The sequence below is a fragment of the Micromonospora sp. ANENR4 genome, from assembly GCF_015354395.1.
Classification (GTDB): Bacteria; Actinomycetota; Actinomycetes; order Mycobacteriales; family Micromonosporaceae; genus Micromonospora; species Micromonospora aurantiaca.
This window is the reverse complement of sequence record NZ_JADKYQ010000001.1, coordinates 404,026-428,009: the sequence shown is the minus strand read 5'-3', so window position 1 is coordinate 428,009 and position 23,984 is coordinate 404,026. Positions and strand designations below refer to the sequence as shown.

Below are 23,984 nucleotides of genomic sequence, written 5' to 3'. Positions count from 1 at the left end.
CTTCCGTCGCCCACCGTGAAGGTCTCCGTGAGCGCCTGAGGATCATGTCGGACATCAGGTGGGACGCGAGCGTCAAGCATCTCCCGTGGCGGGACACATCGGACTGCCGGCGATGTCGGGTCTCGGGGGATCTCGTAAAGCGTCGGTCATACCGCCTGTAGATCGAGCCCGCTCCCAGGCTGTAGGACGGTCGCCGTGAACCTCATCGATCGTTCGGCTAGGGCCGTTTCCAGGGCGATCGTCTCCGTGTCGGCGAGGTGCAAATCGACCGGCGCGCTGCTCTGCCAGTCCAGATGAGCCCGTACCACGTGCCGGCCTGGCGTTACGTCGACGCTCTGGACGGCTCCACGGTTCAAGCGTGCCACTACCTTCCCATCGATCTCGATCGCAATACGGCGCAGAAGGCCACCGGTGTCCAGGGCGCGACGAACAATGATCCGCGGCATGGGGTTCCGCTCCCTTCCCTGTGGCGCGGCAGCACATTGGAATGCCTCAGCGCTGTGCGCGTCAAACCAACGGGAGGCAAGTGTGGCCGTCCGTACAGCCGAGCCGGGACTGGGAGCCCGCATGACGGCACAGGTGAAGCGAGGTCATTGCCCGGCACCGGATTGGCCTACGGGCTGACCGTTCCCGACATGTTGCTGACCCGGCCCATCGCATCGAAGTCGACACGCAGAACCGACCCACCCCGCTCCTGCGCCGTCACCGACATCGGCGCCCGATCCAGCCGCCACCCCTGCTGGTGCAGGAACGACTCGACGGCGACGCGGTGCTCCACCGGGAAGGACTGTAGGACCTGGGTCAGGACGGTCAGCACCCGCTCCGGCCGGACCGGCGCGGTGATCTGCGGCGGCGCGTCGTCGAGGTGGAAGAAGACGGCGCCGCCGTCGTACGGCCCGCGGTAGTAGCAGTGGCCGGTGAGGCCGGACGCCAGCATGGCGAGGCGGTGTCCGTCGGCGCGCTGGAGCGGGAACGTGGGTTCGGTGAGTTCGGCGACCCCTTGGCGGTGCCCGTACTCGCGAAGCCAGCCGGCCAGATGCAGTACCGACGGCGGGAGGTTGCTGGCCTCGTTGGCCCAGGCCCACAGCCAGGTGCCGTCGTTGTGGCTCTCGGTGCCGAGGAGCTGGACGCGGTACCGCAGGTCGGTTCCGAACGTCGCGACGCCGTCGGGCACGTCGAGCTGCCAGTCGCGCTCGCCGAGCAGGTCGGCCAGCGCCATCTGGCGGGCCAGGCCGGTGCCGACATGTTCGGCGAAGAGTCGATCAAACGTCGGCATCGCCGCAGTGTGCCAGACCTTTCAGCGCGGGACGGCCCCGCGTCCGGCCGGAGCCGGAGCGCGGGGCCGGCGGGTCAGCGGACCAGCGCTGCCACCAGTGTCCCGATGCAGGCGACGACGGCGGCGATGATCGGACTGAGCGTCTTGATGTACGCCAGGATGAGCCGGTGCCGGTCGGTCGGCTCGGCAACGGTTTCGTCCTCGTCCTCTGGTGTCTCGAAGTCTGACCCGTGAGGGATTACAGTCAACGTGACTCCTTCCGTTGCAGCGGTGGAGTCGAATGCGGCGTCCGGTGGCAGCCGGGCGCCGCCCTCTGTGTGAGGCGACGCAGTGCCGTTCGACGGTTCGAGCATCCTCCCGGCGGCCAGCTAGCACAAGAGTGGGCAATTCACTGTCGGGTACCTGACAAGCAGATGCATCGCATCGAGAAAATTTCGGTGCCATCTCTTGCCAAATGCAATTTTCCGTGAAGCAGTTCAACCCAGCGTGACCACGTCGAAGCGCATGGTGAGCAGTCGTGTCACCAGGCGCGCCGACTACGACACGACGAAGCCGGTCGACGGGCGGGTCAGGACGCCGGTCATCGGGAAGCGGGTGGAGCCGTTCCACCAGTGCCACACCACGCGCTCGCTGCCGTCGGCGGCGGCGAAGACGTCCATCCCGCCGGGGCCCTGGTGGTTGCCGGGCAGGCCGCTGATCGGGTTGAGTCCGGCGCTGCCGGTGTAGCCGAAGAAAGGCCGCGACACGCCTTCGCGGATGGGAGTGCATCGGGAGCCGGGCAGGGGACTGGCGCCACAGCGGGCGATGCCCGTGGCGTAGCGGGCGCTGTCCCAGTTGTTGCCCGAGTACATGAGGTACCAGTCGCCGTCGGCGGCCTTCCACATCGACGGGTTCTCCACCACGTGCGTACCGCCGCTGGTCTTGGCGGTGTCCCAGGTGATGTCGGTGCTCTTGAGCATGTCCCGGCGGGTGTCCCAGATCGCGCGGCCCTCGCCGTCGGTGCGGACGGTGGAGATGCCGGTCTCGGCTCCGGAGGCGATGGCGTCGTCCCGGTAGGTGACGTACAGGTTCCCGCCGGCCACGAAGGGGTTGGCGTCGAGTGCCCACCGGCCGGCGTCCGGGCAGGCCCACTCGCCCTGGTTCTGGAACGGGCCGCGGGCGCTGTCGGAGATCGCTCGTCCGATGCACTTCTGGCCCGTGCCCTTGCGGGAGGCGGTGTAGAACATGAAGAACCGGCTGCCGAAGCGGGCGACGCCCGGTGCCCAGATCGCGCCGCCGGGCTCGGCCCAGGCGCCCGGGCCGGACGGCAGGGCGTCGTGCGACGCGCAGTCGGCCATGCCGACGCTGTTGCCGGAGCCGTGGACGAGGACCGGTACGTACAGCCTGCCGGTCGCGCCGCAGCGCGCGCCGGTCCCGGCGCCGACCGTGGTGCCGTAGGTGACGTACGAGCCGTCCTTCGCCAGGAGGGTGTCCGGGTCGGCCAGCGGGAAGGTGGACGAGCTCGCCAGCGTGGACATGTCGTCGGCGGGCGCGGCGGCGGCCGGCACGATCGCCGCCGTGGTGGCTGCCAGGGCGGTCGCGGCGAGGGTGACGAGCCCTCCGCGCATTCGAAGGAATCTCACCGGTGCCCCCCATCGATGATGGTAATTTTCATCGAACGCTATCGACGGCCGACGATCCCGTCAACGTGGGCCGAGAGCGGGAAGCGGGGCCGCCCGGAGACCCGCCGGGTTACGCTCCGTCGAGGGGACGTGTCACCCGCCGGGCCCTCAGGCCGGTGCCAGGACCCGTCGGTACCCTGGCAGGTCCTGGCCTGTCCGCGACGACATGAGGTATTCGTGAACGATCTTCGAGTGGTGGCGTTCGATCTCGACGACACCCTGGCGATTTCCAAGTCCCAGATCGATCGTCGGATGGCGGAGTTGCTCGGCCACCTGCTCACCGAGGTGGACGTGCTGGTCATCTCCGGTGGCCGGTTCGAGCAGTTCCAGTCGCAGGTGCTCGCCCACCTCGACCTCACCGAGGAGCAGCGCGACCGGCTGCACCTGATGCCGACCTGCGGCACCCGCTACTACCGCTGGTCCGACGGGGACTGGCGGCAGGTCTACGCGGAGGACCTGACCGAGGCCGACAAGGCCCGTGTGGTCACTGCGCTCACCGAGTCGGCGCAGGCGCTCGGCCTGTGGGAGGCGAAGACCTGGGGCGACATCATCGAGGACCGGGGCAGTCAGATCACCTTCTCCGCACTGGGGCAGTCCGCGCCGCCGGCTGAGAAGTACGGCTGGGACCCGGACGGCGACAAGAAGCGGCGTCTGCGGGACGCGGTCGCGGCGAAGCTGCCCGACCTGGAGGTGCGCGGCGGCGGCTCGACGTCGATCGACGTCACCCGCAAGGGCGTCGACAAGGCGTACGGCATGCGGAAGCTGCTGGAGCACCTGGACCTGAAGATCGACAACGTGCTCTTCGTGGGTGACCGCCTGGACGTGGGTGGCAACGACTACCCGGTCAAGGCGATGGGCATCCGCTGCGTCGCGGTCACCCGTTGGGAGGAGACCGCCGACTACGTCGAGAAGCTGGTCGACGACCTGGTGAAGCGGCGCGCCGAGCGCGCCTGAACACAGCCCGCAGCAGAGCCCGCCGGTTCCGGAACCGGCGGGCTCTGGCGGTATCGACGGTGATGAGGTAGGAACAGCCGAGAGAGCGCTCTCCCGTCCCATCACCGAACAGGCAGGCAGATGCGATCACCCGACCCCTCCCGCCGCCGTTTCCTCACACTCACCGCGTCCGCGGCCTCGCTCACCGCCCTCGGCCTCCCGGCCGGCGCCGCTGCCGCATCGCCGGCCGCGCGACCCGCCCGCGAGCCCGACTTCGGCCCGAACGTCTTCGTGTGCGACCCGAGCACACCGGTGGAGGAGATCCAGTCCACGCTGGACCGGCTGTTCACCGCCCAGGAACGCAACGAGATGGGCTTCGACAGGTACGCCGTGCTGTTCAAGCCCGGCCGCTACGAGGTGGACGCCCGGCTCGGCTACTACACGACAGTCGCCGGTCTCGGCACCCACCCGGACGACGTGGAGATCCACGGCGCGGTCCGGGTGGTCGGGCAGCCCGACCCGAACTCGCCCGCCGGCATCTCCGCGCTCACCAACTTCTGGCGCTCGGCGGAGAACCTCGCTGTCACCCCGACCGACTGGTCGAACCAGTGGGCCGTCTCCCAGGCGTCACCGATGCGGCGGGTGCACGTCAAGGGCGTGCTGTGGCTGGAGCCCGGCAACGGCGGCTACTCCAGCGGCGGCTACATCGCCGACTCCAAGGTGGACGGCATCACCATCAACGGTTCCCAGCAGCAGTGGCTCACCCGGGACAGCGAACTCGGCGGCGAGTGGACGAACGGCGTGTGGAACCAGGTCTTCTCCGGCGTGATCGGCGCGCCCGCGCAGGGCTTCCCCGACCCGCCGTACACCACGCTGCCGACCAGCCCGGTCACCCGGGAGAAGCCGTACCTGTTCGTCGACGTCCGTGGGGCCTGGCGGGTCGCCGTACCGCGCCTGCGCCGCGACACCGCCGGCACCACCTGGGCCACCGGTGGCGCGCCGGTGCCGTCGCTGCCGCTGTCCGCGTTCTTCCTGGCCCGGCCCACCGACTCGGCCAAGCGCATCAACGCCGAACTGGCCCGAGGCAAGCACCTGCTGCTCACCCCCGGCGTCTACCACCTGGATCGGGCCCTGCGGGTACGCCGCCCGGACACCGTGGTGCTCGGCCTCGGCATGCCGAGCCTGGTGCCGGACCGCGGGGACGCGGCGCTGCGGATCGATGACGTGGACGGGGTCCGCATCGCCGGGGTGCTCGTGGACGCCGGGCCGGTCGAGTCGCCGGTGCTGGTCGAGGTCGGTACGCGGCACTGCCACCGGTCGCACGCCACGAACCCGATCTCGCTCCAGGACGTCTTCTTCCGCATCGGCGGTCCGTACGCCGGGCGGGCGGTGACCAGCCTGGTGGTGCACAGCCGGCACACGCTGATCGACAACATCTGGGCCTGGCGCGGCGACCACGGCCGGGCCGGCACGATCGGCTGGACCGTCAACACCGCCGCCACCGGCGTGATCGTCAACGGCGACGACGTGACCGCGTACGGGCTCTTCGTCGAGCACTACCAGCGTTGGCAGACGATCTGGAACGGCGAGCGCGGCCGGACCGTGTTCTACCAGAGCGAGCTGCCCTACGACCCGCCGAGCCAGGCGGCCTGGCGCAGCCCGACCGGCAACGGCTGGGCCTCGTACAAGGTGGCCGACCACGTCCGCACGCACGAGGCGTGGGGACTGGGCGTGTACTCGTACTTCAACCAGGGCGTGGACATCCGCTGCGACAGGGGGATCGAGGCGCCGCGCCGGGCCGGGGTGCGGTTCCACGACGCGATCACCGTGTTCCTGGACGGCAGCGGCGGCATCGAGCGCACGATCAACGACGTCGGCACCCCGGTCGTCGGCTCGTACGGCACCAGCACGGTGATCAGCTACCCCTGACCGGGCGAGGGGCGGCCCGGCCGGTGCGGGACCGGCCGGGCCGCGCCCGCTCACGCCGCGAGCTGGTCGACGCGGGTGAGCACCTGGTCGACGAGGCCGTACTCGCGGGCCTGCTCGGCGGTGAACCAGCGGTCGCGGTCCCAGTCGCGCTGGATCTCCTCCAGCGTGCGCCCGCTGTGCCGGGCGATCAGCTCCTGCATGGTGCGCTTCACGTGCAGCATGTTCTCGGCCTGGATGGTGATGTCCGCGGCGGTGCCGCCCATCCCGCCGGAGGGCTGGTGCATCATGATCCGCGAGTGCGGCAGCGCGAACCGCTTGCCCGCCGCACCGGCGCAGAGCAGGAACTGCCCCATCGACCCGGCCATCCCGAGCGCCAGCGTTGCCACGTCGTTCTTGACGTACCGCATGGTGTCGTAGACGGCCATGCCGGCGCTGACCGAGCCGCCCGGCGAGTTGATGTAGAGGAAGATGTCGCGCTCCGCGTCCTCGGCCGCGAGGAGCAGGATCTGCGCGCAGATCTGGTTGGCCGACGCGTCGGTGACCTCGGTGCCGAGGAAGATGATCCGCTCCTTCAGCAGCCGTTCGAAGACCCGGTCGCCGAACGCCGGCTGCCCCTCGTCGAGCATCCAGATGCCACTCATCGCCGCCCACCTCCGTGCCGCCGGTGGGCGGGGGACCGCCCGGGAACCCGGCGGTCTCCAGCGTCCGCCGGGCGCACCCGTGCGGCCCAGGCTTTCTGCCGGGGGCAGATTCGCCCTGGGCAGAAGCTACGCAGCGACCGGCCGCCGCCGGCCGGCGCGGGCCCGCCGCCGGGCCAGCGTGACGGAGGTACGCGGACGGGGGCGGACGGCCGGGGCGGAGGGAGCCGGCCAGATCCGGATGCCGCCGGCGAACCCGATCGGCGTGGCGGCGGCGAGGGGTGCACCGAGCGGCGCCGGCACCAGTCCGAAGGGCCGCAGCGCGCCGCCCAGCAGCGGCGTGGCGGTGACCGGGCGGCGGGCGACGTGCGGCCGGAGCGAGACGGCGGGCCGCCGGGTCACGTGCTGCCGGGGCGACACGGCCGGACGGCGGCTGACGGACAGCCGGGGCGGGCCGACCCGCAGCTGCGGCCCGGTGCGGGCGGTCGGCACCCGGTCGAAGCGGGCCGCCGAGATCCCGGGGCCGACCGGGGCCGGACGCTCCCGGCGCAGCTCGTCGCGGGCCTCTTCGAGCAGGTCGGCGAGGTGGATGCCGAGCGCGCGGCAGATCGCGGCGAGCACCTCGGAGGAGGCCTCCTTGCGGCCACGTTCGACCTCGGAGAGATAGGGCAGGGAGACGCCGGCGGCCTGGGCCACCTCGCGCAGCGTGCGGCCCTGGCGCAGGCGGATGCGCCGGAGCACCCCGCCGATCACCCGTCGCAGCAACGACATGCCGGCCTCCTCGCGGTCGGGCGTCCCGGACGTCCCCATCATGCCCCGTCCACACGCCTGGCACCTGCCCGGTCGGCCCCGTGGTACCGACCGGGCAGGTGCGGATCAACGCCAGACGACCGCTCGGAGCTGCCAGCTCGGCGAGGTGAAGGACACGTGACCGACGATCAGGCCGCTGTCGTTGACATTGATCGCGACGCTGCTCCCCGCCCCGTCCGGCAGGGGCAGCAGCTGGGACGCCGCGGTGGGTGAGGGCCAGATCATCGCGCGGCCGTCGGTGCCGTCGGTGCCGATCACCAGACCCGAGTCGTTCACGGCCTGCGCCGTCGGGGAGGCCGAAGCGGTGGCCAGCCGGTGCATCGTCGTACCGTCCCAGAAGAAGGCGGCGAACCGGCCGTCCGCGGTCCAGCTCGTGCCGACCACCTGACCGAGGTCGTTGATGCCGGTCGCGTCGCTCGTGGGCCCGCCCAGCGTGCCCAGCGATCGCAGGACGCCGTCGCGCCAGACGAATGCCTGGTTGACGAACGGTGGATCGGTCCAGTCCTTGTAGCCGTAGGTGCCCGCGACGGTGCCGGCCTCGTTCACCGCGAGCGCGCTCGCACCAGGCGGGGCGTCGATGGTGATCTCGGTGTTCCCGGTCCGGACGAACGCCCGCCGCCCGGAGAAGCTGTCGGTGACGTGGTAGACGCCGACCACCCGGTCGCCCGCGGTGTCGTACGCGATGGAGAAGATGCCCCCGGTCAGGCCGAGATCCTGGATCTTCCCGTCCACCCAGGCCACGGCGTGGCTGCTGCCGTCGGCCGCTTGGGCGGTGCCGACGATGCGTCCCCGCTTGTCGATCGCCTGGGCCTGGCTGTTCGGCCCGCCGAGCGTCCCCAGGTCCTCGATCCGCCCGTCCACCCAGCGCACCGCGTGCCAGTAGCCGCCGGCCACCTCCGCCGCTCCGACCACCACCCCGGCCGTGTCGACGTCGTACGCGATGCTGCCCCGGCCGTCCAGCGACGGCAGCACCACGGCGGTCCGCTTCGCCGTCGGCATCGGCGCCGGCGTGGTGGCGGTCGGCGTACCGGTGGGCGAGACGGTCGGCGTCGGGGAGGTGGTCGGTCTCGGTGTGGCGGTCGGCGTCGGTGTGGCGGTGGGTCGTGGGGAGAAGGTCGGCGACGGGACGACGGTGGGCTTCGGCCGGGTGGGCCGGGCCGTCCCGGGTGGGCCGTCCCCGGGCCGGTCCGCCACTGCGGGCGGCGCTCCGGCGACCACCATCCCGACTGCCACCGCAAGCGCGGTCAATGCCATGCGTGTACGCATCCCGACGTCCCCTCGCCACGATCGGTGAGTCATCAGTCTCACCCGCAGGCGCGTCGATGGATGTGACGAAATCCTTACCGCTGGTGGCCAGGAGGGCGGGCGCCCGGCCCAGCCAGCCGGCTCGCGGCGTAACCGCTATCTTGAGGGCGTGCAGGTGGCGGAGCAGGACCGACGGTGATCCATTTTCCCGCGCAACGGCGGGGGCCGCTGAGCGCGCTGAGTCTGCGCCTGCTCGCCGCCCTCGGCCTGGTCTTCGCCACCGTGGCGGTGGTCTGGCTCGACCGCGACGGCTACCGCGACGTGGACGAGAGCGGCCTGACCCTGCTCGACTGCTTCTACTACGTGGTGGTCTCGCTCTCCACCACCGGGTACGGCGACATCACGCCGGTCAGTTCGTCGGCGCGGCTGGCGAACGTCCTGTTCATCACCCCCGCCCGGGTGCTGTTCCTGATCATCCTGGTCGGCACCACCCTGGAAGTCCTGACCGAGCAGTACCGCACCGGCCGTCGCCTGTCGCGGTGGAGGAGAACCGTGAAGGACCACGTCATCATCTGCGGCTACGGCACCAAGGGTCGAAGCGCGGTCTCCGCCCTGCTGGAGAACGGCACGGACAAGTCCAAGATCGTGGTGGTCGAGCGGAGCGGGCCGGCGCTGCGGCAGGCCACCTCCAACGGGCTGGTGACGATCGAGGGTTCGGCGACCCGCTCGTCGGTGCTGGAACAGGCGCACGTGCGTACCGCGAAGTCGGTCATCATCGCGACGGACAGCGACGACGCGTCGGTACTGGTGGCGCTCACGGTCCGGCAGCTCACCGCCGGTCAGGTACGCATCATCGCGGCGGTCCGGGAGGCGGAGAACGCGCCGCTGCTCAAGCAGAGCGGCGCGCACCACGTGATCGTCTCGTCGGCCACGGCCGGGCGGCTGCTCGGCCTGTCCACCTCGGCCCCGCCCCTGATCGACGTGGTGGAGGACCTGCTCACTCCGGGTCAGGGCATGGCGCTGGCGATGCGGTCGGCCGAGCGCGACGAGGTGGGCCGCTCCCCGCGTGAGCTGGAGTCGCTGGTCATCGCGCTGGTCCGCCGGGGCAAGGTGGTCACGCTGAACGACCGCGCCGGCGCGGTGATCGAGACCGGCGACATGCTGGTCCACGTCCGGGACGACCGGCCGCAGGCCACCACCGCGATCTGACCCTCGCCCCGCTGAGCGCCCGCGGTCAGCAGGCGCCCGGGCCACCCTCCGCGATCACTTCACCGCAGGTCGACGACCGGCCCTGGGTGGCCCGTCGCAGCAGGTCGTAGAGCAGGTCCCGTTCGCCCGGTGCCAGCGCGCCGAGGACCTCCTCCTCCGCTCCGGCGAGCGCGCACTCGGCCTCGCGCAGCCGCTTCGTGCCCGCCTCGGTGAGGCGTACCTCGTGCCGGCGACGGTCCTCCGGGGAGCGGCGGCGCTCGGCCAGGCCGTCCGCCTCCAGGTCGTTGAGCAGCCCGACCACGTTCGTGCTGTCGATCTGGAGCGTGCCGGCGAGCGCCTGCTGGCTGATTCCGCCGGCGTCGCGCAGCACGGTGAGCGCCACCAGGTGGCGGGGGCGCAGACCCAGCGGGGCCAGCACCGACTCCGAGCGCAGCCGCATCCGCCGGGCCAGATGGTCGAGCAGGGGCCCGGAGCGGCGCTCGGACTCCTCGACCGGTGCGGCGGACATGTGACCCAGTTTACGCGGCCCGGGGAACATCGACCTGCTATAAATAGTTGGTCCTACACGAACGATCGTCGGAGGAGGAATCACCAATGGCACACCTACTGCACATCGACTCCAGCATCACCGGGGAGCGGTCGATCAGCCGGCGGCTCACCGCCCGCGCCGCCGCCGCGTGGCGCGCCGCCCACCCGGACGGCACGGTCACCTACCGCGACCTGGGTCGAAACCCGCTGCCGCACCTCGACACGGCGAGCGGCCTCGCGCGTATGGTGCCGCCGGATCAGCACACGCCCGAGCAGCGGGCGTCCTGGCGGCTGACCGAGGAGGTGGTGGCCGAGGTGAAGCAGGCCGACACCGTCCTGCTCGGGCTCCCGCTCTACAACTACGGCGCGCCCAGCAGCGTGAAGTCCTGGGTCGACCACCTGATCGCCCCCGGCATCGCGTACGACCCGGTGACGAACGCCGGGCTGCTCGGCGACCGCCAGTTCGTCGTCCTGGTCAGCCGCGGTGGCGGGTACGGCCCGGGCACCCCACGGGAGGGCTGGGACCACGCCGAGCCGTGGCTGCCGCACGGCCTCTCCCTGACCGGGCTGGAGCCGCGGTTCATCTGCGCCGAGCTGACCCTGGCCCCGGTCAACCCGGCGATGGCCGAGCTGATCCCGCTGTTCGAGCAGAGCCTCGCCGCAGCCGAGCGGGCCGTCGACGAGCTGTGGGTGCCCGCCTCGGCGGCCGCCTGACCGGGCCGACACACACGCGAAGGGCGGGCCGTTCCGCGGGGGAACGGCCCGCCCTTCGCGTGTGACGGGTCAGCGGCGGATCAGAGGATCGTCCAGGTGTCGCCGCTGCCGAGCAACGCGGCGAGCTGCTCCTCCGGGGTCTTGTCGACGGTGGCCTTGGCGGCCGCGACCTGCTCCTGCACCACGCTGTCGTAGGAAGGGCGGCCGACCGACCGGAACACCCCGATCGGGGTGTTGCTCAGGTCCAGGCCGGGCAGGCGGGACAGTGCGAACGCGTACGCCGGGTCGGCCACGCCCGCGTCGTGCACGACGATCTGGTCGGCAGGCGTGTTCGCGGTCTCCCGGACCTCCAGCCCGAAGCCACCGGGCGGGTGGACGACGCAGAACTGCCCGTCCTTGCCGAACGTGATCGGCTGGCCGTGCTCCAGCCGGATCAGGAAGTCGTCCCGGGTGGCCGGCTCCTTCAGCGGGTCGAACGCGCCGTCGTTGAAGATGTTGCAGTTCTGGTAGATCTCCACGAACGCCGAACCCTCGTGCTGGGCGGCGGCCCGCAGCACCGACTGGAGGTGCTTGCGGTCCGAGTCGATCGTCCGGGCCACGAACGTGGCCTCGGCGCCGAGCGCCAGCGACAGCGGGTTGAACGGGGCGTCCGCCGAGCCCACCGGCGTCGACTTGGTGATCTTGCCGACCTCGGACGTGGGCGAGTACTGGCCCTTGGTGAGCCCGTAGATCCGGTTGTTGAACAGCAGGATCTTGAGGTTCACGTTGCGGCGCAGCGCGTGGATCAGGTGGTTGCCGCCGATGGAGAGCGCGTCGCCGTCACCGGTGACCACCCAGACCGACAGGTCCGGCCGGGACACCGACAGGCCGGTGGCGATCGCCGGGGCGCGGCCGTGGATCGAGTGCATGCCGTACGTGTTCATGTAGTACGGGAAACGCGACGAGCAGCCGATGCCCGAGACGAAGACGATGTTCTCCCGGGGGATGTTCAGCTCCGGCATGAAGCCCTGTACGGCCGCCAGGATGGCGTAGTCGCCGCAACCGGGGCACCAGCGCACCTCCTGGTCGGACTTGAAGTCCTTGGCGGTGAGCTTGAGGGCGACGGGCTCAGACATTCTTCAGGACCTCTTCCAGCATCGTCTCCAGCTCGGCGGCGGTGAACGGCAGGCCGCGGACCTGGTTGTAGCCGATCGCGTCGACCAGGTACTTCGCCCGGATCACGTGGGCGAGCTGGCCGAGGTTCATCTCCGGCACGACCACCTTGTCGTAGCGGCTCAGCACCTCGCCGAGGTTGGCCGGCATCGGGGCCAGATGCCGCAGGTGGGCCTGGGCCACCGAGAGCCCGCGCTGACGCAGGCCACGGCAGGCCGCGCCGATCGGCCCGTACGTCGAGCCCCAGCCCAGCACCAGCACGCGGGCGTCGCCGTCCGGATCCTCCACCTCGACGTCCGGCACCGGGATCGTCTCGATCCGGGCCGCCCGGGTCCGCACCATGAAGTCGTGGTTGGCCGGGTCGTACGAGATGTCGCCGGTCTTGTCGGCCTTCTCCAGACCGCCGATCCGGTGCTCCAGGCCGGCCGTGCCGGGCACCGCCCACGGGCGGGCCAGCGTCTGCGGATCCCGCAGGTAAGGAAGGAACGTGGTGCCGTCCTCGCCGTTGGGCTCGGTGGCGAACTCGACCCGCAGGTCGGGCAGCGACTCGACGTCGGGCAGCAGCCACGGCTCGGAGCCGTTGGCGACGTAGTTGTCCGACAGCAGGATCACCGGGGTGCGATAGGTCAGCGCGATCCGGGCCGCCTCCAGCGCCGCGTGGAAGCAGTCCGACGGCGACTTCGGCGCGATCACGGCGACGGGCGCCTCGCCGTGCCGGCCGTACAGGGCCATGTTCAGGTCGGCCTGCTCGGTCTTGGTGGGCATGCCGGTGGAGGGACCGGCCCGCTGCACGTCGACGATGACCAGCGGCAGCTCCAGCGCCACCGCCAGGGAGATCGTCTCGCTCTTGAGCGCCACGCCCGGGCCGCTGGTGGTGGTGATGCCGAGAGCGCCGCCGTACGAGGCGCCGAGCGCCGCACCGACGGCGGCGATCTCGTCCTCGGCCTGCATGGTGACCACGCCGAACTTCTTGTGCTTGCTCAGCTCGTGCAGGATGTCCGAGGCCGGCGTGATCGGGTACGCGCCGAGGAACACCGGCAGCCCGGAACGCACGCCTGCCGCTACCAGGCCCAGCGACAGCGCCGCGTTGCCGGTGATGTTCCGGTAGGTGCCCGGCAGCATCTTGGCCGGCTTGACCTCGTACCGGACGGAGAAGTCCTCGGTGGTCTCGCCGAAGTTCCAGCCGGCCCGGAACGCTGCCACGTTCGCCGCCACCAGCTCGGGGCGGGCCGCGAACTTGCGCTCCAGGAAGCGCAGCGTGGACTCGTACGGGCGGGAGTACATCCAGCTCAGCAGCCCGAGCGCGAACATGTTCTTGGCCCGCTCGGCGTCCTTCTTGGACACGTCGAGTTCGGCCAGCGCGCCGATCGTCATCGAGGTGAGCGCCACCGGGTGCACCGCGTACCCGGCGAGCGAGTCGTCGTCGAGCGGGCTGGCCGCGTAGCCCACCTTGGCCAGGTTGCGCCGGGTGAACTCGTCGGTGTTGACGATGATGTCCGCCCCGCGCGGCAGGTCGGCCAGGTTGGCCTTCAGCGCGGCCGGGTTCATCGCCACCAGGACGTTCGGCGCGTCACCCGGGGTCAGGATGTCGTAGTCGGCGAAGTGCACCTGGAAGCTCGACACGCCGGGCAGGGTCCCGGCGGGAGCGCGGATCTCGGCGGGGAAGTTGGGCAACGTGGAGATGTCGTTGCCCAGTTGCGCCGTCTCCGAGGTGAACCGGTCGCCGGTGAGCTGCATGCCGTCGCCGGAGTCACCGGCGAACCGGATGACCACCCGGTCCAGCTGACGGATCTGCTTGGTCACACCCGCACCTCGCTTAACTGAGCGCCGTCGCCCTCGCCGGCCCGGCCCGCTCCGATTCTCACGTCAGAGCCTACGTCGCCACGTTAGGGCCACCTTGGTCGAGGTCCGACGTATGGGACTGGATCGGGCCGCTGTATGCCCTGCTTTGCAGCGTTTAGTACCTGGACCCGTAACCCAGATCACCACATATCCATGATCACCGGTCGGTGATCGGACGCTCCGGCACGGTGATGTCGCTGCGGCGGCGCAGCGAACGGGTCGCCAGCGTCAGCGCGAGCACGACCAGGAGACCGGACACGGCGATGAGCGCGACGGCGGTCCCCCGGACCGAGGTGTCGTCGCGGTCCCGTTCGCCGGCGGCGACGAGCACGCCCTGCGAACCGGTCGGAGCCGGCGCCCCGCCGGGCGGGACGGCGTCCGCCGCCGCGGCGCTGATCCGGAAGCTCATCTGCACCTGCCGGTCCCGCCCGCTACGCGGATCCAGCCGGCCGATCACCGCGCCGGACAGCGGCGCCCGCCGCTGCGCCTCCGCCGAGGCGGCCAACGTCAGGCGTACGGTGGCGGTCCGCCCGGCCGCCAGTGCGCCCAGCTCGCAGCGGGTCCGGTCGGCCGACACCGGGGCGCAGCCGCTCTCGGTGCCGGCCACTGTCACCCCTTCGGGCAGGAGCACCTCGATCCGGCCCGCGGCGTCGACCTTGCCGGTGTTGCCCAGCCGGACGGTGAGCGTGCTGGGCGCGCCGCTGATGTCGAACAGCACCTCCTCGGCGCGCAGCGAGATGCCGGGTACCGGCGGCCCGGGCGGGAACAGCACCGCGAAGCCCTCGTCGTCGTACGCCGCGCCGGTCACCCCGGGTGCGACGGCGGTGACCTGGATCGATCCGGCCAGCGGCATGGTCCGCCAGGCGTCGCCGTCGACCCGGACCCGGATGGTCGCGCTGAACCGGGCACCCGGCTCGGCGTCCCACCCGACGCAGCGGTGGTTGCCGTCGCCGGCCGGCTCGCAACCCGGGGTGCCCGCGTCGGTCAGCCCCGGCGGCAGCGTGTAGCCGAGGCTGATCCGCTCCGCCCGTCCGCCCGTGTTGGCCACCGTCACCAGCAGCGTGGCCACCGTGGCGTCGGCGTTCCAGTAGGCCGGCGGGAGGACCACGTCGCCGGTGGTCACGCGTACCCCCAGGGGCCCGCCGGCCGGCTGCGGCGGCGGTGGCGGCGGGGTCTTGACCGGCGGCACGACCGGCGGGGGCGCCGGTGCCGTGGTGGCCGGCGCGGCGGTGGTCGGCGCCGGTTCGGCGGGAGCGCTCGTCGGCGGCGGGGCCGGCGAGGTGGTGACCGGCGCCGGAGGCGTGGTCGGAGGCGGCGGTGGCTCGGTGGGCGGCGGGGCCGTCGCGGTGTCCGTCGGCTCGCCGGTGGGCGCGGGCTCGGTCGGCTCGCCGCCGGGGTCGCCGCCCGGCTCGACGGGCTCGATCACCCGGAGCGCGGCGGCCGGTCCCGGGTGAGCGACGGCCCCGGCCGGCACCACCGCCACCAGCGCCGCGACGAGCGCTGACGCCAGGAGTGCGAGGGTACGGCGGAGCGCGACCCGCCGAACGGGCGCAACGCGGGGGCGGGGCATCTGTCCTCCGGGACGATCAATGAGATCCCATTATTCGGTGATACTTGCCATCAAGCACTAGTCCTGCGAGGAAACGAATTCGTAACGTGTCCGGGACATCTGGACGGGACCGGTACGCTCCGGTCGTGACCGGATATCTCGGCTCGTACGCCACGCTCGGTCTGCTGCTGCTCGCCGCCGTGCTCTTCTTCGTGACGGCGTTCTCGGCGAACCGGGTGTTACGTCCGAGCCGGCCGGCCGAGCCGTGGGGCAAGCGGGCCTCGTACGAGTGCGGTCTCGACCCGGTCGGCGGCGACTGGGCCCAGATGCAGATCCGCTACTACGTCTACGCGTATCTGTACGTGCTCTTCGCGGTCGAGGCGGTGTTCCTGTTCCCCTGGGCGCTGGTCTTCGACCGGCCCGGCTTCGGCGCCACCACGGTCGTGGAGATGGGCGTCTTCGTGGCGATCGTCGCGCTCGGCATCCTCTACGCCTGGCGGCGCGGCGTCCTGCGCTGGACCTGACGCGCCGGGCCGGCCGGTCAGGCCAGCCCGCGCCGGGTCGCCGCCGGCGGCCGGTCGCCCCGGATCGACGCCACCATGTCCAGCACCCGGCGGGTCTCGCGGACCTGGTGGGCGCGGAACACCCGGGCGCCGAGCCAGGCCGAGACCGCCGTGGCGGCGAGCGTGCCCTCCAGCCGCTCGGGCACCGGCAGGTCGAGCGTCTCGCCGATGAAGTCCTTGTTCGACAACGCCACCAGAAGCGGCCAGCCGGTGCCGGTCAGCTCCGCCAACCGCCGCGTGATCTCCAGCGAGTGCCGGGTGTTCTTGCCGAAGTCGTGCGCCGGGTCGATCAGGATGCCGTCCCGGCGCACACCCAGCCCGGCCGCGCGTTCGGCCAGCCCGGTGACGGTGCCGACCACGTCGGCCACCACGTCGTCGAAGGCGGCCCGGTGCGGCCGGGTACGCGGGGCGAGCCCGCCCGCGTGCGAGCAGACCAGCCCGGCGCCGGTCGCCGCGGCGACCCGGGCCAGCGCCGGGTCCGCCCCCGACCAGGTGTCGTTGAGCAGGTCCGCGCCGGCCGCTACCGCCTCCACGGCCACCTCGGCACGCCAGGTGTCGATGGAGATGACCACATCGGGGAAGGCGGACCGGACCGCCGCGATGGTGTCCACCGTCCGGCGGATCTCCTCGGCCACGTCCACCTCGTCGCCCGGCCCGGCCTTCACCCCGCCGATGTCGATGATCTCGGCGCCCTCGTCCACCGCGCGTTCCACCGCGCGCAGCGCGCTGTCCTGGGCGAAGGTGGCACCCCGGTCGAAGAACGAGTCCGGCGTGCGGTTGACGATCGCCATCACCACCAGCTCACCGGGGGTGAACGTCCGTCCGCCCAGCCGCAACGCCCCGGTCATGCCCGCCTCCTCGCCGCCGGACCGCACCGGCCGGTCCGACGCTATCCGGTCCCGCCCGCGCCGCCCGTGCCGGTCCCGTGCGCCGGACGCATTTACCGACCGGACGTCCCGGAGGGCTCGCCCGATCCCGGCCCGCATGCCACGATCTGTGCATGGGTGAGGTTCTGCTCCTCTTGGTCGTCGCGCTGACCGTCGCGGCTGTGGTGTTCGGGGTGACGGTGCTGGTCTCCGGCAAGGATCCGGGCCTCACACCGGCCGAGCCGGACGGGCGGGCCGTGCCCCTGCCCGGCAGCCGTCCGCTCGACGAGTCGGACGTGTCCGACGTCCGCTTCGACACGGCGCTGCGCGGCTACCGGATGAGCCAGGTCGACGCGGCCCTGCGCCGGGCGGCGTACGACATCGGCTACAAGACCGAGCTGATCGGCGTCCTGGAGGCCGAGAACGCGGCCTTGCGGGACGGCCGTACCGAGGACGCCGACGCGCTGCGCCGGGCGCGCGAGGAGGCCGCCGCGACCCGCCCCGAGACCGAGCCGGCGCCCGGCCCGTCCACCCCCGAACCGGTGGTGATCGACCTGTCCGCGCCGGAGCAGCCGGCCCGTACCGACACCGACCGGCAGCCGGGCCGGACCGACGCCGACGCGCAACCGGGACGCGCCCCGGCCGAGGCGGGTGTGGCGGAGGCCCCCGCAGCGGCGGCGACCGAGGACACCGTCTCCCCGGCGAACGGGATCGCGGCCGGGCCGGCCGACGACGACCGGGAGCGCGGTTCGGTGGTCCGCTCGGAGTCGGCGTGACCGGCGCCGGCAGACCGGCCGACGACTTCACCGAGGCGTCCCGCCGGGGTGCCGCCGAGGTCACCGCCACGGTGATCGTCGAGGCGCCGGCCGACCGGGTGTTCGCCGCGCTCACCGCGTGGGAGCGGCAGTCGGACTGGATCCCGCTGACCCGGGTCCGGGTGGTCGAGGGCGACGGTGGCGAGGGCAGCCTGGTCGAGGCGGTCACCGCGCTCGGCCCGGCCGTGCTCCGCGACGAGATGCGTGTGGTCCGGGTCGACGCGCCGTACGAGGTCGGCGTGGTGCACTGCGGCAAGCTGCTGCGCGGCCCCGGCGTGCTGCGCTGTACCCCGATGGACCGCGACCGCACGCAGGTGGTCTGGCACGAGTGGTTCCACCTGCCGGGCGGGAAGGCCGGCCGGGTGGCCTGGCCGGTGCTCTGGCCCGGCTCGAAGTTCAGCCTGACCCAGGCGCTGAAGAAGTTCGCCCGGCTGGTCGAGCAGGGCCGCCTGCCCTGACCGGCGGTCGGCGCGGCGGGGCTGTCGGTGGCCCGGCCTATCGTGGACGCCGTGACTGACCTGGTGACCGGCGCGGACGGGCTGCCGCGCTGTGCGTGGGGGGCGAGCACCCCCGACTACGCCGTCTACCACGACGAGGAGTGGGGCCGGCCGCTGCGCGGCGACGACGCGCTCTACGAACGGCTGACGCTGGAGGCGTTCCAGTCCGGCCTGTCCTGGCTGACCATCCTGCGCAAACGGCAGGCGTTCCGGGACGCCTTCGCCGGCTTCCGGATCGATTCGGTGGCCCGCTACGGCGAGACCGACGTGACCCGGCTGATGGCCGACGCCGGAATCGTTCGCAACCGGGCCAAGATCGAGGCGGCGATCGCCAACGCCCGGGCCGCGTCGGAGCTGCCCGAGGGCCTGTCCGCGCTGCTCTGGTCGTTCGCGCCCCCGCCTCGGGCCGCGCGTCCCCGGTCCTTCGCCGAGGTGCCGGCCACCAGCCCCGAGTCCGTCGCGATGGCCAAGGCGCTCAAGAAGCGGGGCTTCCGGTTCGTCGGCCCCACGACTGCCTACGCGCTGATGCAGGCCACCGGCATGGTCGACGACCACCTGGCCGAGTGCCACGTGAGCGGTGACCGGGCCGGGGTGTGACGGAGCGCGCCACCTCCGGCGTGATGGGATTGGGGCATGACCGACACCGAGCCGCGTACGAGCGGGACGACAGACGGTGCGACCACTACCGGCGCCTGGGCGGTGCTGCTGCCCGCCGAGCGATTCGAGGCCGAGCGGCTGGTGCACCACGACCTGCTGGAGCTGACCGGGCTGTCCGAGGCGGCCCGCCCCCGGCCCGGCGACCGGGTGGCGGTGCTGGTCGATGAGCCGCTGCGGCTGGTCGCGCTCGGCCGGGTCGCGCCCGCGTCGTCCGAGACCGCCGAGGACCCGGACGATCCGCAGTCCGACGCGGTGGCCGGGCCGCTCGTGGTCACGTACACCCGGCGGGTGCTCGACGAGCCGGTGCCGGTCGACGGCCCGGCGCCGGACGGCCCGGTCGTGGCGCTCGACCCGGCCCGCTGGCGGTCGCTGGCCGACCGGCTCGGCCCGCCGCCCGCCCGCAGCAGCTGGCTGGTCAGCCTGGACCTGCCGATCGAGGCCGCGTCGCGCGCCGAGGCGGTCCGGATCTTCTGGTCCTACGTGCAGGAGCTGGGCCCGCGGGAGCTGCCGGCGTTCGTCTCGCCGTACGGCGACGAGCTGGCCATGCAGGCGTTCGTGCTGGGCGTCGAGGCCAACCAGGATCCGGAAGAGGACGACTGACCCCCCGTCACGGGCGGTAGCGTCCGGGAAGGGGCCGGCGCCGGCCGGCGTGGTGGAGGGGGTGCCATGCGGTTCCGGGACAAGGTCGTGCTGGTGACCGGTGGGGCGTCCGGCCTGGGCGAGGCGACGGCACGCCGGTTCGCCGCCGAGGGCGCCAAGCTGGTGATCGCCGACATCAACACCGAGGGCGCCGAGCGGGTGGCGGCGAGCCTGCCGGACGCGCTCGCGGTGACCGTGGACACCGGCGACGCCACCTCGGTCGAGCGCGGCATCGCCGAGGCGGTCGGCCGGTACGGCCGGCTCGACGTCGTCTTCAACAACGCCGGCATCGACGGGCAGCAGCAGGCGCTGCACGAGATGGACCTGGCGAACTGGGAGAAGGTCCGCCGGATCAACGGCGACGGGGTGTTCTACGTGTTGCGGTACGCCATCGACGCGATGCTGCGTACCGGCGGCGGCGCGATCGTCAACACCTCGTCGACTGCCGGGCTGACCGCGCAGGACAACATCTCGCCGTACACGTTCACCAAGGCCGGCATCGTCGGGCTGACCCGTTCCGCGGCGGTCGAGTACGCCGCCCGGGGGATTCGCGTCAACGCGGTCGCCCCGACCGTGGTGATGACGCCGCTCGTGGAGCACTTCATCGAGAACGCGCCGGACCCGGAGCAGATGCGCCGGCAGATGGAGTCGTTCAACCCGAAGCCCGGCATCCCCACCGCTGACGACGTGGCGGGCGTGGTCCTGTTCCTCGCCTCCGACGACGCGGCCTGGGTCACCGGGCACACCATCCCGATCGACGGCGGCTACGTGGCCCGCTGAGCGGGTGCGCGACGCGTTCCCGGTGCGGTCAGCGCCCCTCGAAGACCGGCTTCTGCTTGGCGACGAACGCTGCCGTGGCGGCCCGGTGGTCCGCGGTGGCGCCGCAGATCGCCTGCGCCTGTGCCTCGGCGGCCAGCGCGTCGGCGAGCGTGCCCGCGTCGGCGATGGAGAGCTGGCGCTTGATCGCCCCGTACGCGACGGTCGGGCCGGCGGCGAGCCGGGCGGCCAGTTCCTGCGCGGTCGGGAGCACCTGCTCGTCGTCGTCCACCAGCCTGGTCAGCAGGCCGAGCCGGCAGGCGTCGTCGGCGCCGACCGGCTCGGCGAGCATCAGCAACTCGACGGCCTTGGCGTGACCGACCAGCCGGGGCAGCGTCCAGGAGGCGCCGGTGTCGGCCGCGAGGCCCACGCCGGCGAACGCCATCAGGAACCGGGTCTTCGGGCCGCCGATGCGGAAGTCGGCCAGGAACGCCAGCGAGGCGCCGGCCCCGGCGGCCATCCCGCGTACCGCGGCGACGACCGGCTTGGGCAGGTTGGCCAGCCGGGCGGCGATCGGGTTGTAGTGCGCCCGGACCGTGGCCAGCGGGTCGGCGTCCGAGGTCTCCAGCGTCCGCACGTGCTCGCGCAGGTCCTGCCCGGCGCTGAACGAGCCGCCCGCGCCGGCGAGCACGACCGCCCGGCAGGATCTGTCGGTCTCCAGCTCGGCCAGCGTGTCCCGGAGCGCCTCCTTGAGCGCCACGTCGAGCGAGTTCATCGCCGTGGGGCGGTTCAGCGTCAGGGTGACGACGGCGTCGGTGCGGTCGACGAGCAGCGGCTCGGTCACGTTCTAACGACCCTTCTGTCGGGCGAGGCGGTTGCCGGCGTCGAGGCACTGCTCGACGTACCGGTCGGCGGCCGGCCGGAGCCGGGCCGCGTGCCGGTCGAAGAAACTGGCCGCGCTGGTGCCCGGCCAGCGCTCGGGCAGCAGTGCCGGGGGCAGTTGCGGATCCCGGAACAGGAACGTACGCCACGCGTGCACGAGCCGGAACCGGGCCGCGTACGCGTCCTCGTCGCTGCTGCGCACCGTGACGCCGGAGAGCAGCGGCTTCTGCTCGGCCACGAAGCGCTCGTACGCCCGCCCGATCTCGGCCAGGTCCCACGCGCGGCGGACCACGCCCATCGCGCCCGGTGTGCCGGCCGCGTGCGCGGCGGTGAACCGCTCGTAGCGCACGCCCGCCTCGTCGAGCAGCAGGTCGACGTCCTCACCCGGACGGGTGGCCACCCAGGTGCAGTCGTCGAGCGTGCCGTACCCGAGGAAGGCGAGGTTCGCGGCGAGCCGCTGCCGGTCCCGGCGGGAGGAGGGCGCGGTGAGCACCAGGAGATCGAACCGCCCGTCCCAGCTGTGCCGTCCGGTCCGGTAGATCCGGGACGCCGCCTCGTCGAGTCGACGAGCCGCTTTCGGGGTGATCGAATATCCCGGTCCGGACGCGAGCCGGAGCGGTTCCAGCCAGCCCTGGCGGACCATCCGGGAGACCGCGGTGCGTACCGCCGGTGGGGCGATCCCCAGCGGGGCGAGCAGCTTGACCAGGGCGGCGACCGGTGCGCGGCCACCCCGGGCCCGGAGGTGGTCGCCGTACAGGTCGAAGAGTGCCGACCGTGCCTGCATGACCGCACATTGTGACAGGCCTATCCAAGATAAGCTAGATGCTGTTACATCAATGCTGCTTCGGTTTGGGTCCGGCGGTGTTCATCAGGGAAAATCGTTGGTCGAGCCTTCCGCGATGGTTGCGGATGGCGATGGCGAAGTGGCTGTGGGGCAACTCACCGACCCTGGTGTAGGTCTGAGGGGAGACAACATGGCGGCGATGAAGCCGCGGACGGGCGACGGTCCGCTGGAAGTCACCAAGGAGGGCCGGGGCATCGTCATGCGAGTCCCGCTGGAGGGTGGTGGCCGGCTCGTCGTCGAGATGACTCCCGACGAGGCCACCGCGCTCGGTGACGCGCTGAAGGCGGCCGCGGGCTGATTCGAGGAGTGTCCCGCACGGCGTCCGCCGTGCGGGCGGTTCGTCCTACCCTGAGCCACCGGCGTGCCCGGTGGCTCAGGGTCTTTCCTCGGCAGGCGCGTGGCGAAATGCGCCTGTTCAACCCATTTCGGAGGTACGGTCCAGCGTGCTGGTCATTCGTCTGGTGAGCGGGCCCTCGGGGCCCGACGCTCTCGTCCTGCCCGTCCGTCCCGGAGGGTCGGACTCCCCGGACTCCCTGATCTCGCCGGACTCCACCGCCTCGCCCGAACCCGGACTGGTCCCGACCGCCGTGCCGATCGGCGGCGACGTCCGGGCCGAGGCCGCCGCCGTACTCCCCGCCACCCGGCTCACCGGCGCGGCCGGTGAGGTACGCGAGCACCTGCGCCCCGGTGGCTCCCCGGCGCGGCTGTGGCTGCTCGGCGTCGGCGACGGCGAGGAGCGTGACTGGCGTACCGCAGGCGCGGCGCTGGCCCGCGCGGCGAAGGATGAGACGCAGATCACCATCGCGCTTCCCGCCGACGCGACGGCGGCGCTGCGTGGCCTCGCCGAGGGGCTGCTGCTCGGCTCGTACCGCTTCCGCCTCACCGAGGCCGGCAAGCGGCCCGCCCTGGCCGAGGTGTCGGTGCTCGTCGACGACCCGGACGCGCTCGCCGGCACGCTCGACGCCGCCCGGGCCACCGCCGAGGCGACCCGGCTCGCCCGGGACCTGACGAACATGCCCTCGTCCACCAAGAACCCGGAGTGGTTCGCCGCCCAGGTGACCGAGGCCGCGTCCGGGCGCCCCGGCCTGCACCTGCGGGTACGCGGCCCGGAGGAGCTGGGGGCCGAGGGCTTCGGCGGTCTGCTGGCCGTCGGCGGCGGCTCCGCGAGCGGCCCGCGCCTGGTGGAACTGGACTGGCGGCCCGATGACGCGCGGACCCACGTGGTGCTCGTCGGCAAGGGCATCACGTTCGACACCGGCGGCATCTCGATCAAGCCGGTGCCGGCCATGAAGCTCATGCGAAAGGACATGGCCGGCGCCGCCGCGGTGATCGCCGCGACGCTCGGCGCCGCCGACCTGGGCCTGCCGGTCCGGGTCACCACGCTCGCCCCGCTCGCCGAGAACTCGGTCAGCGGCTCGGCGTACCGCCCCGGCGACGTGATCCGGCACTACGGCGGGCTGACCAGCGAGAGCACCAACTCCGACGCCGAGGGCCGGCTGGTGCTCGCCGACGCGCTGGCGTACGCGGTCCACGAGCTGAAGCCCGACCTGCTGATCGACCTGGCGACGCTGACCGGCGCGAACGCCGTGGCCCTGGGCAAGCGGCACGCCGCGCTCTACAGCGAGAACGACGCGCTCGCGACCCGCCTGCTCGACGCGATCACCGCGGCCGGCGAGCGGGCCTGGCGGATGCCGCTCGCCGACGACTACGTGGAATACCTGGCCAGCGAGATCGCGGACCTGCACAGCTCCCCGGCGCAGGGCGCCGGCTCGGTGGTCGCCGCGCTGTTCCTGCGGGAGTTCACCGGCGACCTGCGGGACCGATGGGCGCACCTGGACATGTCCGCGCCGTCGTGGTCCGACGACACGCACGGCGAGCTGGTCAAGGGCGCCACCGGCTGGGGTGTGCGCGGGCTGCTGCGCTGGCTGGCGACGCTGGGCTGAGTCAGGCGTGCAGGGCACGCCGGCCTGAGTCAGGCG

General features: G+C 72.4%; 26 protein-coding genes. 12 read left to right on the top strand and 14 right to left on the bottom strand.

What is annotated here, in order from left to right:
- Positions 1 to 146: 146 nt before the first annotated feature.
- From IRY44_RS02070 to IRY44_RS02055, 4 genes are all read right to left on the bottom strand, one after another.
- The gene (locus tag IRY44_RS02070) at positions 147 to 446 is read right to left on the bottom strand and encodes a hypothetical protein (RefSeq protein WP_194798757.1); all 300 of its coding nucleotides are present in this window, start codon (positions 444 to 446) and stop codon (positions 147 to 149) included.
- A gap of 167 nt (positions 447 to 613) precedes the next feature.
- Positions 614 to 1,276 carry a DUF6882 domain-containing protein gene (locus tag IRY44_RS02065; protein ID WP_194798756.1) on the bottom strand — a complete coding sequence of 221 codons (663 nt, stop codon included), beginning with the start codon at positions 1,274 to 1,276 and terminating at the stop codon, positions 614 to 616.
- Between the two features lie 74 nt (positions 1,277 to 1,350).
- Positions 1,351 to 1,524 (bottom strand): hypothetical protein, encoded by a 174-nt coding sequence (locus IRY44_RS02060; protein ID WP_013283846.1) that lies wholly within the window; start codon positions 1,522 to 1,524, stop codon positions 1,351 to 1,353.
- Between the two features lie 288 nt (positions 1,525 to 1,812).
- On the bottom strand, positions 1,813 to 2,883 hold the full coding sequence (locus IRY44_RS02055) for a family 43 glycosylhydrolase (RefSeq protein ID WP_194798755.1): 1,071 nt from the start codon (positions 2,881 to 2,883) through the stop codon (positions 1,813 to 1,815).
- Positions 2,884 to 3,114: 231 nt separating this feature from the next.
- On the opposite strand from IRY44_RS02055, the gene IRY44_RS02050 reads away from it, so the two are divergent.
- Both IRY44_RS02050 and IRY44_RS02045 read left to right on the top strand, forming a co-directional pair.
- The gene (locus tag IRY44_RS02050) at positions 3,115 to 3,891 is read left to right on the top strand and encodes an HAD-IIB family hydrolase (RefSeq protein WP_194798754.1); all 777 of its coding nucleotides are present in this window, start codon (positions 3,115 to 3,117) and stop codon (positions 3,889 to 3,891) included.
- Between the two features lie 120 nt (positions 3,892 to 4,011).
- Positions 4,012 to 5,799 carry an adenylyl cyclase gene (locus tag IRY44_RS02045; RefSeq protein ID WP_194798753.1) on the top strand — a complete coding sequence of 596 codons (1,788 nt, stop codon included), beginning with the start codon at positions 4,012 to 4,014 and terminating at the stop codon, positions 5,797 to 5,799.
- A gap of 50 nt (positions 5,800 to 5,849) precedes the next feature.
- On the opposite strand, the gene IRY44_RS02040 is transcribed toward IRY44_RS02045, so the two are convergent.
- The 3 genes from IRY44_RS02040 to IRY44_RS02030 all read right to left on the bottom strand — a co-directional run bounded on the left by IRY44_RS02040 (position 5,850) and on the right by IRY44_RS02030 (position 8,513).
- Positions 5,850 to 6,440, bottom strand: coding sequence for an ATP-dependent Clp protease proteolytic subunit (locus IRY44_RS02040; protein ID WP_194798752.1), 591 nt, complete (start codon positions 6,438 to 6,440; stop codon positions 5,850 to 5,852).
- 126 nt (positions 6,441 to 6,566) lie between these two features.
- Positions 6,567 to 7,208: a helix-turn-helix domain-containing protein gene (locus IRY44_RS02035; protein WP_194798751.1), complete on the bottom strand. Its 642-nt coding sequence runs from the start codon at positions 7,206 to 7,208 to the stop codon at positions 6,567 to 6,569.
- Between the two features lie 105 nt (positions 7,209 to 7,313).
- On the bottom strand, positions 7,314 to 8,513 hold the full coding sequence (locus IRY44_RS02030) for a hypothetical protein (protein WP_194798750.1): 1,200 nt from the start codon (positions 8,511 to 8,513) through the stop codon (positions 7,314 to 7,316).
- Positions 8,514 to 8,687: 174 nt separating this feature from the next.
- Between IRY44_RS02030 and IRY44_RS02025 the strand changes: the two genes are divergently transcribed.
- Positions 8,688 to 9,701 (top strand): TrkA family potassium uptake protein, encoded by a 1,014-nt coding sequence (locus tag IRY44_RS02025; RefSeq protein ID WP_194798749.1) that lies wholly within the window; start codon positions 8,688 to 8,690, stop codon positions 9,699 to 9,701.
- A gap of 25 nt (positions 9,702 to 9,726) precedes the next feature.
- Here IRY44_RS02025 and IRY44_RS02020 read toward each other — a convergent pair whose 3' ends face one another.
- A complete protein-coding gene (locus tag IRY44_RS02020) occupies positions 9,727 to 10,209 on the bottom strand; it encodes a MarR family winged helix-turn-helix transcriptional regulator (RefSeq protein ID WP_174361689.1) in 483 nt (160 codons plus the stop codon).
- 86 nt (positions 10,210 to 10,295) lie between these two features.
- On the opposite strand from IRY44_RS02020, the gene IRY44_RS02015 reads away from it, so the two are divergent.
- Positions 10,296 to 10,943: an FMN-dependent NADH-azoreductase gene (locus tag IRY44_RS02015; protein WP_194798748.1), complete on the top strand. Its 648-nt coding sequence runs from the start codon at positions 10,296 to 10,298 to the stop codon at positions 10,941 to 10,943.
- 80 nt (positions 10,944 to 11,023) lie between these two features.
- Here IRY44_RS02015 and IRY44_RS02010 read toward each other — a convergent pair whose 3' ends face one another.
- The 3 genes from IRY44_RS02010 to IRY44_RS02000 all read right to left on the bottom strand — a co-directional run bounded on the left by IRY44_RS02010 (position 11,024) and on the right by IRY44_RS02000 (position 15,507).
- The gene (locus tag IRY44_RS02010; protein ID WP_194798747.1) at positions 11,024 to 12,058 is read right to left on the bottom strand and encodes a 2-oxoacid:ferredoxin oxidoreductase subunit beta; all 1,035 of its coding nucleotides are present in this window, start codon (positions 12,056 to 12,058) and stop codon (positions 11,024 to 11,026) included.
- Positions 12,051 to 13,898 carry a 2-oxoacid:acceptor oxidoreductase subunit alpha gene (locus IRY44_RS02005; protein WP_194798746.1) on the bottom strand — a complete coding sequence of 616 codons (1,848 nt, stop codon included), beginning with the start codon at positions 13,896 to 13,898 and terminating at the stop codon, positions 12,051 to 12,053. The genes IRY44_RS02010 and IRY44_RS02005 overlap by 8 nt, the downstream gene beginning before the upstream one ends.
- A gap of 196 nt (positions 13,899 to 14,094) precedes the next feature.
- Complete coding sequence (locus tag IRY44_RS02000; protein ID WP_194798745.1) at positions 14,095 to 15,507, bottom strand: hypothetical protein; 1,413 nt, start codon at positions 15,505 to 15,507, stop codon at positions 14,095 to 14,097.
- Positions 15,508 to 15,632: 125 nt separating this feature from the next.
- On the opposite strand from IRY44_RS02000, the gene IRY44_RS01995 reads away from it, so the two are divergent.
- Positions 15,633 to 16,010: an NADH-quinone oxidoreductase subunit A gene (locus IRY44_RS01995; protein ID WP_030273665.1), complete on the top strand. Its 378-nt coding sequence runs from the start codon at positions 15,633 to 15,635 to the stop codon at positions 16,008 to 16,010.
- Positions 16,011 to 16,027: 17 nt separating this feature from the next.
- Here the strand turns inward: IRY44_RS01995 and folP are convergent, their stop codons facing one another.
- A complete protein-coding gene (folP, locus tag IRY44_RS01990; RefSeq protein ID WP_194798744.1) occupies positions 16,028 to 16,897 on the bottom strand; it encodes a dihydropteroate synthase in 870 nt (289 codons plus the stop codon).
- Positions 16,898 to 17,049: 152 nt separating this feature from the next.
- On the opposite strand from folP, the gene IRY44_RS01985 reads away from it, so the two are divergent.
- The 5 genes from IRY44_RS01985 to IRY44_RS01965 all read left to right on the top strand — a co-directional run bounded on the left by IRY44_RS01985 (position 17,050) and on the right by IRY44_RS01965 (position 20,303).
- Positions 17,050 to 17,691 (top strand): DivIVA domain-containing protein, encoded by a 642-nt coding sequence (locus tag IRY44_RS01985; protein ID WP_194798743.1) that lies wholly within the window; start codon positions 17,050 to 17,052, stop codon positions 17,689 to 17,691.
- On the top strand, positions 17,688 to 18,188 hold the full coding sequence (locus IRY44_RS01980; RefSeq protein WP_194798742.1) for an SRPBCC family protein: 501 nt from the start codon (positions 17,688 to 17,690) through the stop codon (positions 18,186 to 18,188). Before IRY44_RS01985 ends, IRY44_RS01980 begins: the two co-directional genes overlap by 4 nt.
- Positions 18,189 to 18,239: 51 nt before the next feature.
- The gene (locus IRY44_RS01975; protein ID WP_194798741.1) at positions 18,240 to 18,824 is read left to right on the top strand and encodes a DNA-3-methyladenine glycosylase I; all 585 of its coding nucleotides are present in this window, start codon (positions 18,240 to 18,242) and stop codon (positions 18,822 to 18,824) included.
- Between the two features lie 36 nt (positions 18,825 to 18,860).
- The gene (locus IRY44_RS01970) at positions 18,861 to 19,484 is read left to right on the top strand and encodes a hypothetical protein (protein ID WP_194798740.1); all 624 of its coding nucleotides are present in this window, start codon (positions 18,861 to 18,863) and stop codon (positions 19,482 to 19,484) included.
- Positions 19,485 to 19,550: 66 nt separating this feature from the next.
- The gene (locus IRY44_RS01965; protein ID WP_194798739.1) at positions 19,551 to 20,303 is read left to right on the top strand and encodes an SDR family NAD(P)-dependent oxidoreductase; all 753 of its coding nucleotides are present in this window, start codon (positions 19,551 to 19,553) and stop codon (positions 20,301 to 20,303) included.
- 28 nt (positions 20,304 to 20,331) lie between these two features.
- On the opposite strand, the gene IRY44_RS01960 is transcribed toward IRY44_RS01965, so the two are convergent.
- Positions 20,332 to 21,123 (bottom strand): enoyl-CoA hydratase/isomerase family protein, encoded by a 792-nt coding sequence (locus IRY44_RS01960; protein ID WP_194798738.1) that lies wholly within the window; start codon positions 21,121 to 21,123, stop codon positions 20,332 to 20,334.
- A 3-nt stretch (positions 21,124 to 21,126) separates the two neighbouring features.
- A complete protein-coding gene (locus IRY44_RS01955) occupies positions 21,127 to 21,945 on the bottom strand; it encodes a PaaX family transcriptional regulator C-terminal domain-containing protein (protein ID WP_018788949.1) in 819 nt (272 codons plus the stop codon).
- 190 nt (positions 21,946 to 22,135) lie between these two features.
- Between IRY44_RS01955 and IRY44_RS01950 the strand changes: the two genes are divergently transcribed.
- Positions 22,136 to 22,303: a DUF3117 domain-containing protein gene (locus IRY44_RS01950; protein WP_013283866.1), complete on the top strand. Its 168-nt coding sequence runs from the start codon at positions 22,136 to 22,138 to the stop codon at positions 22,301 to 22,303.
- A gap of 145 nt (positions 22,304 to 22,448) precedes the next feature.
- Complete coding sequence (locus IRY44_RS01945) at positions 22,449 to 23,948, top strand: M17 family metallopeptidase (RefSeq protein ID WP_194798737.1); 1,500 nt, start codon at positions 22,449 to 22,451, stop codon at positions 23,946 to 23,948.
- Positions 23,949 to 23,984 lie beyond the last annotated feature (36 nt).